This is a genomic window from Paenibacillus sp. OT2-17, from assembly GCF_009827695.1.
In the GTDB taxonomy this organism is placed as follows: Bacteria; Bacillota; Bacilli; order Paenibacillales; family Paenibacillaceae; genus Paenibacillus; species Paenibacillus polymyxa_B.
On record NZ_WUDQ01000003.1, the window covers coordinates 1 to 15,267 of the forward strand.

Genomic DNA, 15,267 nt, shown 5'->3' on the forward strand with positions numbered 1-15,267 from the left:
CAACGGGCGGTGTACAGTCTGGAGCAAGAAGTCGGCGGAAACTGCGATTAGCATTTGGCATGGCGGCATGTTTGTACTAATCTTTTTTGCATTGATGATGAGGTACCCAACAGAGGAGCAGGCGTTTGCTTGTATACCCAACAATTGACTATGGAGAGGGAGTAATCAATCATGATGGAACACCTGCGTAAAAGTGACCCGGCAGTGATGGAAGCAATGGGACTTGAACTGAAACGACAACGCCACAATATCGAGCTAATCGCATCCGAGAACATTGTCAGTGAAGCAGTAATGGAAGCCATGGGCTCCGTGCTGACGAATAAATATGCTGAAGGTTATCCGAACAAACGCTACTATGGTGGCTGTGAGCATGTAGATATCGTTGAAGACATCGCACGTGACCGCGCGAAAGAACTGTTCGGCGCCGAGCATGCTAACGTGCAGCCTCACTCTGGAGCACAAGCCAACATGGCGGTGTATCTGGCAGCTCTCAAACCTGGAGATACTGTACTGGGTATGAATCTGGCGCATGGTGGCCACTTAACACACGGAAGTCCGGTTAACGCTTCCGGCTTGTTGTATAACTTTGCTGCCTATGGTGTACGCGAAGACAACTTCCGCATCGACTACGATGAAGTGCGTAAGGCAGCCTTCAAGCACCGTCCTCGTCTGATTGTAGCTGGTGCGAGTGCATATCCGCGTACTATTGATTTTGAAGCTTTTGCTTCCATTGCCAATGATGTAGGTGCTTTGTTCATGGTGGATATGGCACATATCGCAGGTCTTGTGGCAGCGGGAATTCACCCAAGTCCAGTTCCGCATGCCCAATTTGTAACAACAACGACACACAAAACGCTGCGTGGTCCGCGTGGGGGTCTGATTCTGACTCGCAAAGCATGGGCGCAAGCGATTGATAAAGCTATTTTCCCTGGTACTCAAGGGGGGCCACTGATGCATGTGATCGCGTCCAAAGCGGTTGCCTTGGGTGAAGCGCTCCAGCCATCGTTCAAAACCTATGCGCAAAACGTAGTCCGCAACGCACAGGTTCTGGCTGAAACATTGTTGGCTGAAGGAATTAACATTGTATCCGGTGGTACGGATAACCATCTGATGCTGTTGGATACGCGCAATTTGAATATCACAGGTAAAGAAGCGGAGCATGTATTGGATTCCGTGGGCATCACGGTCAATAAAAATGCGATTCCTTTTGACCCGACCAGTCCATTCGTAACAAGCGGGATTCGCATTGGTACACCTGCTGCAACATCTCGTGGTATGGATGAAGAGGCTATGGTCAAAATCGGTAAAATCATTGCCGATACCCTTAAAAATCCGAAAGATGATACTGTATTGTCCAAAGCAAGCCAAGCGGTTGGCGAGTTGACAGACAAGTTCCCGATCTATCCAGGAACTCAATACTAATTCATCGATATTCATAATCTTTATGTTAAAGGCTGTTTTCCTTCCATAAGCCGGAGGAGAACAGCCTTTTTTTGCTTCCGAACGACTCGAAACTTACATTTTTGGGTAATAAGCGATTACAGTAAGGGTTTATGCGCGCTTTCCTTCATGATCTACGACAAAGGAGTGATTGCATTGAGTCAAAGAAAATCCGCGCAATTATTGCAGCAACTCGTATTTGTGGGACCGATGGCGTTGTTTTTCGTCTTGATTATGGTCATTCCGTTCCTGCTGGGGCTGTATTATTCCATGACGAACTGGGATGGAGTATCTGAAAATATCCGATGGCTCGGACTAGGGAATTACGTTCATATTTTTAGGGATGATCCAGATTTCCGTAATGCGTTCTGGTTTACGGTCCGGTTTACCGTATGTGGTGTCATTCTGACAAACCTGATTGGCTTTTTCCTAGCCTATGCACTTACCAAACCGCTGCGTACCCGTAATGCACTGCGAACTGTATTTTTTATGCCCAATATGATTGGCGGCTTGCTGCTCGGTTTTATCTGGCAATTTATTTTTGTACGCGGCTTTTCTGCGGTAGGAGAGGCGACAGGGCTTTCCTTTTTTAAACTGCCGTGGCTGGGTGATGGGCCAACTGCTTTTTGGGGAACTGTCATTGTGTTTGTATGGCAATATGCGGGTTATCTTATGGTTATTTACATATCCTCGTTGAATAATGTCCCGCATGCCCTTATTGAATCGGCCCAAATCGACGGTGCGAGCCGAAGACAGATTTTGCGTCATATTGTAGTGCCGCTTATTATGCCAGCGGTGACCGTCTGCTTGTTCCTGGCGATATCCTGGTCCTTTAAAGTATTTGAGTTGAATTTGGCTCTCACGAAGGGGGGACCTTTCAAGTCGACAGAGTCTGTAGCGTTGGACATATATAATGAAGCGTTTACAAATAATCGACTTGGATTAGGGACTGCCAAAGCTATGATTTTCTTTGTGGTCGTTGCCATCATTACCAGCATTCAGGTGCGTCTCACGAAGAAAAAGGAGGTCGAAATGTAATGGGAAAAACGTCAAACTATCGTTTGGGCACATGGGCTGCTGAAATATTGCTTATTGTGATCGGGTTAATCTTTCTGGTTCCGTTCTATTTTTTGCTCGTAAACTCCGTTAAATCCTTTGGCGACATCTTGGCCCATTCCGCTTTGTGGCCGACAACCTTCCGTTTTGAAAACTATGCTAACGCCTGGAATAAAATAAACTTTCCCACAGCACTGGGGAATTCACTGATTGTCACGATCGTCAGTAATGCGCTTTTGCTGCTAATCAGCTCAATGGCCGCTTACCAGATGGTTCGGCATGACACTCTTTTTAATCGTTTCCTATTCGGTTTGCTTGTGGCTGCGATGGTAGTCCCTTTTCAATCAATTATGTTGCCGCTTATGGAAGTGTCCAACGTATTGAGCTTGGACAACAGTATACCGGGACTGATCTTATGTTATCTGGGTTTTGGAGCGCCTTTGTCCGTTTTTCTTTTTCATGGCTTTATTAAAACGGTACCTATTGAGATCGAGCAGGCGGCAAGGGTGGACGGTTCATCCCGGTACGGGGTGTTCTTTCGCATTGTTTGTCCACTGCTGCTGCCTATGTTCGTAACCGTACTTATTTTGAACACCTTATGGATCTGGAATGACTATCTGTTGCCTTCACTCATTTTGAATGATCCTGAGTTGCGCACCATTCCGATTGCAACCTATATGTTGTTTGGTCAGTACACCAAGCAATGGGACTTGGCGCTGCCAGCACTGGTATTGGGGATCGCGCCAGTTGTTGTGTTTTTTCTGGTGATGCAAAAATACATCGTTTCTGGCATTGCAGCCGGTGCGGTCAAAGGCTGATGGGAGGGATAACCGATGAAAAAAACAGCGTTACTTGTCATCTCCTTGATGGTGCTGCTCGCGTGTACACTTGCAGGTTGTGGAAATACGAAGGCTCAACAGAGTGAGACGAAAACGATACACATTTATCAATTCAAAGTAGAGATATCGGAACCGTTAAACAAGCTGAAGGCAGAATATGAAAAAACGCACCCTGGCATCAAGCTGGATATCCAATCTGTCGGTGGTGGTACGGACTACGGTGCTTCGTTGAAGGCTAAATTCGCATCAGGCGATCAGCCGGACATTTTTACAAATGAGGGCTACCAGGACCGCGTTACGTGGCTGGAGTACTTGGAGGATTTGTCGGATCAGCCATGGGTGAAGGACCTGGACGATTTTGCTCGTAAGCCGATGACGGTTAACGGTAAGATTTATGGACAGCCTATGAATCTAGAAGGATTTGGCTTTGTTTATAACAAGGATTTGTTCAAAAAAGCGGGCATAACCAAACTGCCTCAGACGATAGATGAACTGGAAGAAGCAGCCAAGCGACTGAAAGCGGCAGGGATTATACCTTTTGCTAACGGGTATGCGGAATGGTGGGTTCTGGGGAACCATTTTATCAATATCCCGTTTGCCAGACAGCCGAACCCGGAAAGTTATGTTGCGGATTTAAACAAAGGAACGGCTCGCATCCCCGGTAACCCCGTGTTCGATCAGTGGGTGAAGTTGCTTGACCTGACTATAAAATATGGAAACCGCAATCCGCTCACGACGGATTACAATACACAAGTGACACTGTTTTCGACAGGTAAGGCTGCTATGATGCACCAGGGGAACTGGACGCAACCACAAATGGATGGAATTAATCCTAACTTGAATTTGGGTATTCTGCCTGCGCCTATAGACAATGATCCCTCCACAGGAGGTAGACTCGCTGTCGGAGTAGCCTCGAACTGGGTGGTCAACAAAAATTCGCCTGTGAAGCAGGAGGCAAAAGAATTCCTCAATTGGTTGGTCACATCAGAAACAGGCAAGCATTATATCACCAAGGAATTTAAGTTTGTTCCCGCCTTCAAAAGTATCACGTCCAGTGACGAGACAACAGGCGATCTAGGTGCAGAAATATCTCGGCATGTGAGGGCAGGCAAGATATGGAGCTGGAACTTCCAACGCTTCCCGAAGGGGCTGAATCAGGATTTAAGCAGTAGTATGCAAGCCTATATTGCAGGGGTTATCACGAAGGATGAAATGCTTCAGCAATTTCAGGGAGCATGGGACAATTTGAAGTATAGATAAAAGAATAGCGCTGCATGAGGATGCAAAGGGGATAGGTCGGGCAGGAAGCTTAAAGTCCACAGGCTTTGACGGTCAAGTGCCGTCAGAGCCTTTTTGATGTGTTTTTATGTGACGAAAGTCACACGTGAAGTGGTCTTAATAAGTATTTTACATGTCATATCTTTCCCTTGACAAAAGGTTGCGGTGGCAGGTGTTAAATCAATCAAGGGAATGTTATAATAAACAGGATTTACAGGCACGCATTGCATCTGTGCTTATTTGGTTTGTACAAATAGGTTACATAGATCCTTTCGACTCAGGATAGTTCGATATGCTGGCGCGAAAGAACGTGACGATAATACCGGAGGGAATATATTATGGCGAAACTGGTGGTTTGCGATCACCCTTTGATCCAACACAAACTTACATTTATCCGCGATGTGCGGACAAACACCAAGGATTTCCGCGAGCTGGTGGATGAAGTAGCAACATTGATGGCTTATGAAATTACACGGGATATCCCGCTGGAAAGCATTACGGTGCAGACACCGGTTGCTGAGACAGAAGGTAAAGTGATTTCCGGACGTATGCTGGGTCTTATTCCGATTCTGCGTGCAGGCTTGGGTATGCTGGATGGCGTAGTAAAGCTACTGCCTGCAGCAAAGGTAGGCCATGTGGGACTGTTCCGCGATCCTGAGACGCTGCAACCCGTAGAATACTATACGAAGTTGCCTACAGATGTAACTGAGCGCGAATTGATCGTGATTGATCCGATGCTTGCAACGGGTGGCTCTGCAATTGCGGCGATTGATGTGTTGAAAAAGAGAGGCTGCACTCAAATTAAAATGATGAATCTGATTGCTGCTCCTGAAGGAGTCAAAGCTGTGCAGGATGCGCATCCTGATGTAGACATCTATGTCGCTGCACTGGACGAGCGTCTGGATGATCATGGATATATCATTCCGGGTCTTGGTGACGCGGGAGACCGCTTGTACGGAACCAAGTAGACTGCCTTTGGCGGTTCGGCAAAAGCTATGGACGTTTTGACAGGTCTTTATTTTGAATAATGGAAGATCTGTGAAGCGGACATTTATTATGAAAAGGGGTTCAACAGAAAATGTCCAAAATCAAAGTGATGACAATTTTTGGTGTGCGTCCGGAAGCGATTAAGATGGCTCCTCTTATTTTGGAGCTTCAGCGTCACCCGGAGCATATCGAGTCCGTGGTATGCGTTACGGCTCAACATCGCCAGATGCTTGATCAGGTTCTGGAAGTTTTCAATATTCACCCTGACTATGATCTGGACGTAATGAAGGATCGCCAGACACTAAATGAAATATCCATGCGGGTACTTCAAGGTCTGGAACCTGTATTGCGTGAGGCCAAGCCCGATATCGTGTTGGTTCATGGCGATACGCTGACCACTTTCCTCGCCAGCTATGCAGCCTTTATGCAGCAGATTGAAGTAGGGCATGTGGAAGCGGGTTTGCGGACGTGGAACAAGCTTTCTCCATATCCTGAAGAAATGAACCGTCAGCTTACAGGCGTACTGTCTGATCTGCATTTCTCGCCTACTTCTTTATCGGCTGGAAATTTGCGGAAGGAAAATAAGCCTGAATCGCGAATATATGTTACAGGCAATACAGTGACTGACGTATTTCAGTATACGGTTCGCCAGGATTACGAGCACCCTGTACTGGACTGGGCTCAGGGCAAACGCCTGATTCTTATGACAGCACATCGCCGGGAATCCCAAGGGGAACCGCATCGTCAGATTTTTAATGCGGTTAAGCGAATTGCGGATGAGTTTGAGGATGTCGCTATTGTTTATCCGGTTCATCCGAGTCCGGCTGTGAAGGAACCTGCATTTGAGATTTTAGGCAACCATCCGCGTATTAAGCTGATTGATCCGCTGGATGTCGTGGATCTGCATAATTTTTACCCACATACACATCTGATCCTTACGGATTCCGGTGGGCTTCAGGAAGAAGCGCCTTCGTTCGGAGTACCTGTTCTGGTGCTGCGTGATACGACTGAAAGACCGGAAGGAATTGAAGCGGGCACCTTGGAACTGGTGGGTACGAGTGAAGAGAACGTGTACAATCGGACCAAGGCACTTTTGACAGATTCCGCGTTGTACGAATCTATGAGCCAAGCAGCGAATCCTTACGGCGATGGACAAGCATCAGTAAGAATTGTCAATGCGATTTTGCACCATTATGGTGTTCAATCCGAACGCCCTGAAGAATTTCACACAATGTTCACAAAAGGTGTTCGTCCGATATAATTATTCTTTACAAGGCAAGCATACAGTTAAACTGTACGGTTACCAAGGGATACAGCAATTTAAGATGCTTTGTCGTTTGATTTTATACTTTAGGGCACTAAAATATCTCAATTGACAAAGTATCTTATATTTAAGTAAAATGGACTGGAATTGCAGGGGTGACATGGAAAAGTGGTCAAACCTTCCAAGCAAAACAACAACCGAAATAACACCGGAAATGCCTTTAAGGCTATAGGACTGGTGAGCGCGATCGGCATTGATTTGGCGATATGCACACTGGGTGGTTTCTATGCAGGAAAATGGCTTGATGCCAAACTTGGTGGCTCCGGAATTTGGATTGGCGTAAGCGTTCTCGCAGGCTTGGTTGTAGGCGCATTAAGTATTGCCCTTGTGATCGGAAAGGTACTGAGGGATAACCATGAATGAGATGACCCGTATGCAAAAAATGTTATGGATCGTAGCGCTTGGTATTATGGCTCTGTGTTTCCTGGTCTCCGCCTTCATGCCCCAACATCGTGACATTGCTCACGGAATCATTCTGGGAACGGGAGTAAGCTGTCTAAATGTGCTGTATATGGCCTACAAAATTCGACAGGTTGCGAGTGCGGCCGCCGGTGAAAGAAAGAAGAGAGTGTTTGGTATTGGCTTTGGCGTTCGATTAGGGACCTCAATTTTGGCAGTGGTGCTGGCGATAGAATTTCCGGCCTATTTCCATGAGATCGCTGTAATGGCAAGCCTGGTGACTGGGCAATTTCTTCTGTTAATTATAGGCATCATATTCGCGCTTCAGGAAAAATGATGGCTCAACTGAGAAAGGGGTGAGAAAACATGTTGCATGAATCACCGATTATCCAATTGGGCGGGTTTAACATTGACTTGTCCGTCATTATTATGCTTATTGTGACTTGTGCGATTGTATTTGGACTGGCATTTGCTGCAACGCGCAATTTGTCTGTGGACAATCCAAGCAAGTTGCAAAATTTTATGGAGTGGGTCGTAGAATTCGTTCAAGGACTGATTACCAGCACGATGGATTTGAAAAAAGGGAAGCCATTCCTCTCCTTGGGGATGACGCTGATCATGTTCATTTTCGTGGGGAATATGCTGGGCTTACCGTTCGGGATTGTGACCGAATTCGATAATGTGCAAAGTGCCCAAGTATTTGGACATGAAATCATTCCAGTCAAAGAAGCATTAGAACAAGCACAGGCGTCTCACCCGGGCGAAGCTGCCCATGTAGGCATCAGCTGGTGGAAATCACCTACTGCAGATGCAGGGGTATCTATTGGACTCGCTTTAATGATCTTTGTCCTGGTTCATTTCCTGGGAATCTTCCGCAATACCAAAGCTTACTTCAAGCATTACGTTCAGCCATTTCCATTCTTTTTGCCAATTAACTTGATTGAGCAGTTCTCAAAACTATTGACACATGGTATGCGTCTATTCGGTAATATTTTTGCCGGCGAAGTTTTGATCAGTGTTCTGCTGAAATTGACAGCACTTGGTGTAGGAGGCTGGATTGCTTCCGTATTGGGACTCGTTGTTTGGCAAGGATTTAGTATCTTTGTCGGCAGTATTCAAGCGTTCGTCTTCACGATTCTGACGTTTGTATACATTTCGCAGTCCATTGACACGCATGAAGAAGAGCATTAGACAAGCTCGTTTTCCGGTTTTTAGTTAAGTTCAGGAGTACGCTTCGCTCTTAACTGCAAATACATGTACAATATAAATACACATCACTAAGGAGGATTTTTAAAATGGGAGTTTGGGCATATATCGCAGCTGCAATCGCAGTAGGTTTGGGCGCTTTGGGCGCAGGTATTGGTAACGGTCTGATCGTAAGTAAAACAGTTGAAGGTATCGCTCGTCAGCCTGAAGCAAAAGCAACGTTGCAAACGGTAATGTTTATCGGTGTAGGTCTGGTCGAAGCCCTGCCAATCATCGGGGTCGTTCTGGCATTCATTTTCTACGCAGGTGCTTAATTGAATGGAAGCAAGGTTTGGCGGGGAAGGCACAGCCATCCGCGCCTTCTTTGTTCGTTTGAACATGAAAGATCCAGAACCGACGTTCACCGGAAAGGAGTGACTTCAATTGAGTTTAAATTGGACAAGTATCGTTTTCACAATCATTGCATTTTTGATCTTGTACTGGTTACTGACGCGTTATGCATTCGGCCCTCTCTTTTCCGTTATGGAGAAGCGGCGTCAGCTTGTATTACAGCAAATGAATGAAGCGGCACAGACGCGTGAACAGGCTGCTGCTTATGTTGAGGAGCAAAAGCAGGCTCTCCAGCAGGCACGTAAGGAAGCGTACGACATTATCGAGCAGTCAAAACAAACAGGTAACAAACAAGCGGAGCAAATTATTGTTCAGGCTAAAGACGAAGCTGTCCGCCTGAAAGACGAAGCTGTTCGTGAAATCACAAGCGAGCGTAATAAGGCGGTTGCCGAACTGCGCAGCGAAGTGGGTAAAGCTTCGGTACAAATTGCTTCCAAACTGATTCAAAAGGAAATCAAGGAAGACCAAGTCCAGGGAGAGCTTGTCGACCAATACCTTAAAGAGGTAGGAGGCAAAGCATGAGCCGGGATACGGTAGTAGCCAAACGGTATGCGAAAGCTTTGTTTGAAGTGGCAGAGCAGGAACAGACCATTATGGAAACCGAGCAGGAGCTACGTGCTTTTGTAGAGGCTGTATCGGGGGATGCTGAAATCCGTAAATTCATTAATTCTCCTAACATTACGGAAGCGGTCAAGCTTCAAGTTCTGGCTAACAGTTTTGAAGGCAAGCTTTCTGCCTCGCTAATTAACACGATCAAGCTGTTGATTCAGCGTAGTAGAGCAGATTTGTTCGAATCTCTCCTTGCCGGATACCTCGATATTCAGGAATACAAGCTGGGAATTGCTCATGCAAAGGTGTATTCGACTTATGCTTTAAGTGATCAGGAAAAAACAGCGGTAGCCGAGGAATTCGGAGCCCGTGAACATAAAACAATCCGTGTGGAAAATATAGTGGACCCGAGTCTACTGGGCGGATTGAAAGTGGTTATCGGCGATACACTGTACGACGGCAGTCTGGCCGGCAAGCTGGATCGTCTCGAGAAATCCTTTAACAGACGAGTATAGAAGATAGGGGTGAACACACTTGAGTATCAAACCTGAGGAAATCAGTTCATTGATTAAAAGTCAGATTGAACAATATAAAAATGATATCGAGGTCGTTGAAGTCGGCACTGTTGTTGAAGTCGGCGACGGTATTGCCCGCGTCTACGGACTGGAAAAAGTTATGGCCGGTGAATTGGTTGAATTCGACACTGGCGTATTGGGCTTGGCGCTCAACGTGGAAGAAAGCAATGTCGGTGTTGTTATTTTGGGTCAATTCTCCGACATTCGTGAAGGCGGTCAAGTAAAACGTACAGGTCAAATCATGCAGGTCCCTGTAGGGGAAGCATTGATCGGACGTGTAGTTAACCCACTGGGACAACCAGTAGACGGTAAAGGACCGATTGCTACAACAGAATTCCGTCCGGTTGAAAGTCAGGCTCCAGGCGTTATGGCCCGTAAATCGGTACATGAGCCTATGCAGACGGGGATTAAAGCTATTGATGCGATGGTTCCGATTGGTCGTGGTCAACGTGAGTTGATCATCGGTGACCGTCAAACAGGTAAAACTTCTATCGCAATTGATGCAATTTTGAACCAAAAAGGTAACGGCATGAAATGTATTTATGTCGCTATTGGTCAAAAACAATCCACGGTAGCTCAAGTTGTTGAAACATTGCGTCGTCACGGTGCGCTGGAATACACGATTGTCGTTACGGCATCTGCTTCCGAACCATCACCATTGCTGTACATTGCTCCTTACTCTGGCTGCGCCATGGGTGAGTATTTCATGTACAAAGGCGAGCATGTTCTTGTAGTTTATGATGACTTGACTAAACAAGCATCAGCTTACCGGGAACTGTCCCTGTTGCTGCGTCGTCCACCGGGTCGTGAAGCATATCCGGGTGACGTTTTCTATCTTCACTCTCGCTTGCTGGAACGTGCAGCGAAGCTAAATGATGAGTTGGGCGGCGGATCACTTACCGCATTGCCGTTCATCGAGACACAGGCTTCCGACGTTTCTGCATATATTCCAACCAACGTTATTTCCATCACGGATGGACAGATCTTCTTGGAAGCTGACTTGTTCTATGCTGGGCAACGTCCGGCGATCAACGTAGGTATTTCTGTATCTCGTGTAGGTGGTTCAGCTCAGATTAAAGCGATGAAAAAGGTAGCAGGTTCCCTGCGTCTGGATCTTGCTCAATATCGAGAGCTTCAAGCGTTCTCCCAATTCGGGTCCGACTTGGATAAATCCACAAAAGCCCGTCTGGATCGCGGCGCACGCATGATGGAAATTTTGAAACAAGGTGTTAACCAACCGCTTGCTGTAGAGCAACAAGTAGTGAGCTTGTATACTGCTGTAAAAGGCTTCCTTGATGATATCCCTGTAGCGGATGTAAAACGTTTTGAAAAAGACTTCCTGTCTTTCATGGTGTCTGACCATCAAGACGTGCTTCAATCTATCCGCGACACGAAAGACCTGGTTGCTGATAACGAAGCGGCTTTGAAGGCGGCTATCGAGAAATTCAAAAAATCATTCGCCACGTCGGTTTAATACATTGGAATTTGCCTGTTTATGATGAAAGATGTACTAAGGAAGCGTGCCCTCCGGGTTTTGGCTTCCTTGGCATGTTTTACCCTCAATAACAGGCCCTTTAACATATGTCCGGCTGGATTTGAATCTTACGAAGTGCTTGGACTTGGCCCAAGCTAAGGGATTGCTTACGAAGTTAGCTTTGGCTTTGCTAGAGCTTAAAGGTGGTGAAATCATGGCAAAAGGTATGCGCGAGATTAAACGTCAGATTAAAAGTGTGCAGAGTACGAAGCAGATCACGAAAGCGATGGAAATGGTCGCTGCATCCAAGCTGAGAAAAGCTCAGGAGAAAGCGGAGTCGGCTCGTCCTTACTCGGAAAAGCTTAAGGAAGTTGTGAGTAGCATTGCTTCTGGAGCGAATAACATCAAGCATCCAATGCTGGAAACGCGTCCGGTTAAAAAGACTGCTTATCTCATCATTACATCTGATCGTGGTCTGGCTGGTGGTTATAACGCCAATATTTTACGACAGGTTACGCAGACGATTTCTGAACGTCACCGTTCACAGGATGAATTTGTGATTTTCATCATTGGACGAAAAGGACGGGATTATTTCAGACGTCGTGAATTTCCTATCGCTGAATCGGTAACAGATCTGTCGGATACACCTGCTTTTGCAGATATCAAAACAATTGCAAGCAAGGCTGTACAAGGCTTTGAACTTAAAGAATTTGATGAGCTTTATCTATGCTATAACCGCTTTGTCAACGCATTGACTCAAATTCCAACAGTTGACCGTCTGTTACCAATGGCAACACCGGATTCAGCTACAGCTTCATCCTCAATTAACTATGAGTATGAGCCTTCACCAGAAGGAGTGCTGGAAGTATTGCTGCCGCGTTACGCGGAAACGCTCATTTACGGCGCTTTGCTGGATGGTAAAGCTAGTGAACTGGGAGCGAAGATGACGGCGATGGGATCTGCTACGAAGAATGCTTCCAAGTTAATTGGTGAGCTTTCCTTGACCTATAACCGTGCTCGTCAAGCGGCTATTACCCAGGAAATTACGGAAATCGTTGCAGGGGCAAGCGCTCAGTCTTAATTAGGCTTGTTGCGACTGTTTATAGCAGGGTCTACACTATTATGATAAATTGCGGGCGCAAAACAAATCAGAGTGGTTCGGATTTGCGGCTGTGCAAGCTTGTAGGAGGGAAACCAAAAGATGAACAAAGGACGCGTAGTGAGCATCATGGGTCCGGTTGTCGACGTTGAGTTCGAACGTGGACAACTTCCAGAAATCCTGAATGCCATTCATATTGGGACTGTGCTGGAGAGCGGAGTCAAAATTGATCTGACGCTCGAAGCTTCAAAACATCTAGGTGACAACCGTGTGCGTTGTATTGCCATGTCTTCCACAGATGGTTTGGTTCGTGGGGCTGAAGCCATAGATCTGGGAGCACCTATTTCAGTACCTGTCGGCGAAGCTACTCTTGGACGCGTATTTAACGTGCTTGGAACGCCAATTGATAATGGTGCTGATATGAGTGAAACGGCTAGAAATCCGATTCACCGTCAAGCTCCTTCTTTCGATGAGCTGACAACTCAAGCAGAGATGCTCGAAACCGGTATTAAAGTTATCGACTTGCTGGCTCCTTATGCTAAGGGTGGTAAAGTCGGATTGTTTGGTGGTGCTGGTGTAGGTAAAACCGTAACCATTCAAGAATTGATTAACAATATCGCTCAGGAGCATGGTGGTATTTCTGTATTTGCGGGTGTAGGTGAACGCACACGTGAAGGAAATGACTTGTACCATGAAATGAGAGATTCCGGCGTTATCAACAAAACAGCGATGGTGTTCGGACAAATGAACGAGCCTCCGGGTGCACGTTTGCGTGTAGCTCTCACAGGTCTGACGATGGCGGAATACTTCCGTGACCAAGAAGGCCGTGACGTGTTGCTCTTTATTGATAACATTTTCCGCTTTACTCAAGCAGGTTCTGAAGTTTCTGCCCTGTTGGGACGTATGCCTTCAGCAGTAGGTTACCAGCCTACGCTGGCTACTGAGATGGGTCAATTGCAAGAACGGATTACTTCTACTAAAAAAGGTTCTGTTACTTCCATTCAGGCGATCTATGTGCCTGCGGATGACTACACTGACCCGGCTCCTGCTACAACGTTTGCCCATTTGGATGCTACAACGAATCTGGAACGTAAAATTTCCGAAATGGGTATTTACCCGGCGGTTGATCCACTCGCATCAAGCTCCCGTATTTTGGCTCCAGACGTTGTGGGTGAAGAGCATTACAATGTAGCACAAGGGGTAAAACAAATTTTGGCCCGCTACAATGAGCTTCAGGATATCATTGCCATCCTGGGTATGGACGAGCTGAGTGAAGAAGATAAAATGTTGGTGGCACGTGCACGTAAAATCCAGCGTTTCCTTTCTCAACCTTTCCACGTTGCCGAAGCATTTAACGGCTTCCCAGGTAAATATGTGCCGGTTAAAGAAACTGTACGAAGCTTCAAAGAAATTTTGGAAGGCAAGTATGACCATCTTCCAGAAGCGGCTTTCCTTTTTGTAGGAGCCATCGAAGAAGCAGTTGAAAAAGCTAAAACGTTGTAAACAACAGGCAAAGAATAGCCGAGCCTTACGAAGTGAGCTGTCTGCGGACAGCTTCCAGGAGGGATTCAAGTGAGCACGTATTTACTAGAGATTGTGACGCCGGAGCGCCTGGTTTATACAGAACAGGTAAACAGCATCAGTGTTCGCGGCTCGGAAGGCGATCTTGGGATTTTACCTGGACACCTTCCCTTGGTCACTCCCTTGAAGATTGCACCGATACGCATTAAAATCGGTGGTCAAACCGAAGTGATCGCGGTCAATGGGGGCTTTCTTGAAGTCCGCAAGGATAAAGTGGTCATTTTGGCTGAGAGTGCGGAACGTTCCGAAGAAATTGATGTGGAGCGTGCCCGTGCGGCAAGGGAGCGGGCAGAACTGCGGCTCCAGAGCAAGCAGGAACAGATAGATCATCATCGGGCGGAAGTAGCTCTGCAACGGGCGCTTAACCGTTTAAATGCTACAAGCATCAGAACCAATAAGAATTAATAATGGATTTTAAGTGGAATTTTAAAAGGGTTCGGCATAGTATACGGATGGAACGACAAGGAGACCACTTCATAATTTCTGCCAAAGAATGTCCGGTAGAAGGTGAGGGAGAACCTTGCTTCCTTCGATCACTGTGATCGGGCCCTTTTTTAGCTGTTATTACCAAATGTACAGTCCTATTTCTTGCCCGGCTGCTAGGTATTTAGTACCTTTTAAATTCACGAAACAGAAGTGATTAATCACATTTTGTCGAAATAAATGTCCTAAAAACAGAAATAGCACTGGCATATTAGGCGTTCGCCGAGTATTATAAAGAAGTCTGTGACGCAGATGGGAGGAATTATGGTTGAACGGGAAACAGCAATTGGCTGAACAGCTAAGTCAATCGGCGAGTATGACCGCGCTGATCTCCATGATCGTGTCGCTCATCTGTATAGCGTTAGCTTGGTGGGCTTTACAGAGTTTTAAGCTGGATTTGTTAATCCGGCAACCCAAAGGACCGCAAGGCAGATTGCTACACTTGTTTCTTGCTATAATTTTGGGACAGTTGGTTTCTGGGTTCCTGTTGAGCTACATTTCTTGGAGTCAGATGCTCTAGAATTTGTTTTAACATGAAGTGGGCGGGTTATATGACCTTATGACTGTGTCTCTGCGGGAATTGTCGA

General features: G+C 46.4%; 17 protein-coding genes. All 17 read left to right on the forward strand.

The features are described from left to right. Positions 1 to 171 precede the first annotated feature (171 nt). The 17 genes from GRP75_RS01840 to GRP75_RS01920 all read left to right on the forward strand — a co-directional run bounded on the left by GRP75_RS01840 (position 172) and on the right by GRP75_RS01920 (position 15,200). Entirely contained in the window at positions 172 to 1,422 is a 1,251-nt protein-coding gene (locus GRP75_RS01840) for a serine hydroxymethyltransferase (RefSeq protein ID WP_076264498.1), read from the forward strand. A gap of 147 nt (positions 1,423 to 1,569) precedes the next feature. After that, positions 1,570 to 2,478, forward strand: coding sequence for a carbohydrate ABC transporter permease (locus tag GRP75_RS01845; RefSeq protein WP_371915917.1), 909 nt, complete (start codon positions 1,570 to 1,572; stop codon positions 2,476 to 2,478). Beyond that, positions 2,478 to 3,314, forward strand: coding sequence for a carbohydrate ABC transporter permease (locus tag GRP75_RS01850; RefSeq protein WP_160788466.1), 837 nt, complete (start codon positions 2,478 to 2,480; stop codon positions 3,312 to 3,314). The genes GRP75_RS01845 and GRP75_RS01850 overlap by 1 nt, the downstream gene beginning before the upstream one ends. Before the next feature lie 15 nt (positions 3,315 to 3,329). Further along, entirely contained in the window at positions 3,330 to 4,595 is a 1,266-nt protein-coding gene (locus tag GRP75_RS01855; protein WP_160788467.1) for an ABC transporter substrate-binding protein, read from the forward strand. 356 nt (positions 4,596 to 4,951) lie between these two features. Then, the gene (upp, locus tag GRP75_RS01860; protein WP_013312332.1) at positions 4,952 to 5,581 is read left to right on the forward strand and encodes a uracil phosphoribosyltransferase; all 630 of its coding nucleotides are present in this window, start codon (positions 4,952 to 4,954) and stop codon (positions 5,579 to 5,581) included. 110 nt (positions 5,582 to 5,691) lie between these two features. Next, positions 5,692 to 6,861: a non-hydrolyzing UDP-N-acetylglucosamine 2-epimerase gene (wecB, locus tag GRP75_RS01865; protein WP_160788468.1), complete on the forward strand. Its 1,170-nt coding sequence runs from the start codon at positions 5,692 to 5,694 to the stop codon at positions 6,859 to 6,861. Between the two features lie 171 nt (positions 6,862 to 7,032). Further along, entirely contained in the window at positions 7,033 to 7,287 is a 255-nt protein-coding gene (locus GRP75_RS01870) for an AtpZ/AtpI family protein (protein ID WP_023990711.1), read from the forward strand. Beyond that, positions 7,280 to 7,660, forward strand: coding sequence for an ATP synthase subunit I (locus GRP75_RS01875; protein WP_013312329.1), 381 nt, complete (start codon positions 7,280 to 7,282; stop codon positions 7,658 to 7,660). The genes GRP75_RS01870 and GRP75_RS01875 overlap by 8 nt, the downstream gene beginning before the upstream one ends. A 29-nt stretch (positions 7,661 to 7,689) precedes the next feature. Next, on the forward strand, positions 7,690 to 8,514 hold the full coding sequence (gene atpB, locus GRP75_RS01880) for a F0F1 ATP synthase subunit A (protein WP_013312328.1): 825 nt from the start codon (positions 7,690 to 7,692) through the stop codon (positions 8,512 to 8,514). A gap of 104 nt (positions 8,515 to 8,618) precedes the next feature. Beyond that, positions 8,619 to 8,843 (forward strand): F0F1 ATP synthase subunit C, encoded by a 225-nt coding sequence (gene atpE, locus GRP75_RS01885; RefSeq protein WP_007432750.1) that lies wholly within the window; start codon positions 8,619 to 8,621, stop codon positions 8,841 to 8,843. Positions 8,844 to 8,952: 109 nt separating this feature from the next. Next, on the forward strand, positions 8,953 to 9,441 hold the full coding sequence (gene atpF, locus GRP75_RS01890; RefSeq protein WP_023990709.1) for a F0F1 ATP synthase subunit B: 489 nt from the start codon (positions 8,953 to 8,955) through the stop codon (positions 9,439 to 9,441). Continuing rightward, positions 9,438 to 9,983, forward strand: coding sequence for a F0F1 ATP synthase subunit delta (locus tag GRP75_RS01895; RefSeq protein ID WP_013312326.1), 546 nt, complete (start codon positions 9,438 to 9,440; stop codon positions 9,981 to 9,983). The genes atpF and GRP75_RS01895 overlap by 4 nt, the downstream gene beginning before the upstream one ends. A gap of 19 nt (positions 9,984 to 10,002) precedes the next feature. Further along, a complete protein-coding gene (atpA, locus tag GRP75_RS01900) occupies positions 10,003 to 11,517 on the forward strand; it encodes a F0F1 ATP synthase subunit alpha (protein WP_013312325.1) in 1,515 nt (504 codons plus the stop codon). Between the two features lie 214 nt (positions 11,518 to 11,731). Further along, on the forward strand, positions 11,732 to 12,598 hold the full coding sequence (gene atpG, locus GRP75_RS01905) for an ATP synthase F1 subunit gamma (protein WP_023990707.1): 867 nt from the start codon (positions 11,732 to 11,734) through the stop codon (positions 12,596 to 12,598). Positions 12,599 to 12,718: 120 nt separating this feature from the next. Further along, the gene (atpD, locus tag GRP75_RS01910; protein WP_013312323.1) at positions 12,719 to 14,119 is read left to right on the forward strand and encodes a F0F1 ATP synthase subunit beta; all 1,401 of its coding nucleotides are present in this window, start codon (positions 12,719 to 12,721) and stop codon (positions 14,117 to 14,119) included. A gap of 69 nt (positions 14,120 to 14,188) precedes the next feature. Further along, positions 14,189 to 14,602 carry a F0F1 ATP synthase subunit epsilon gene (locus GRP75_RS01915; RefSeq protein WP_013312322.1) on the forward strand — a complete coding sequence of 138 codons (414 nt, stop codon included), beginning with the start codon at positions 14,189 to 14,191 and terminating at the stop codon, positions 14,600 to 14,602. Positions 14,603 to 14,948: 346 nt separating this feature from the next. Beyond that, a complete protein-coding gene (locus tag GRP75_RS01920) occupies positions 14,949 to 15,200 on the forward strand; it encodes a DUF1146 family protein (RefSeq protein ID WP_013312321.1) in 252 nt (83 codons plus the stop codon). Positions 15,201 to 15,267: the final 67 nt, after the last annotated feature.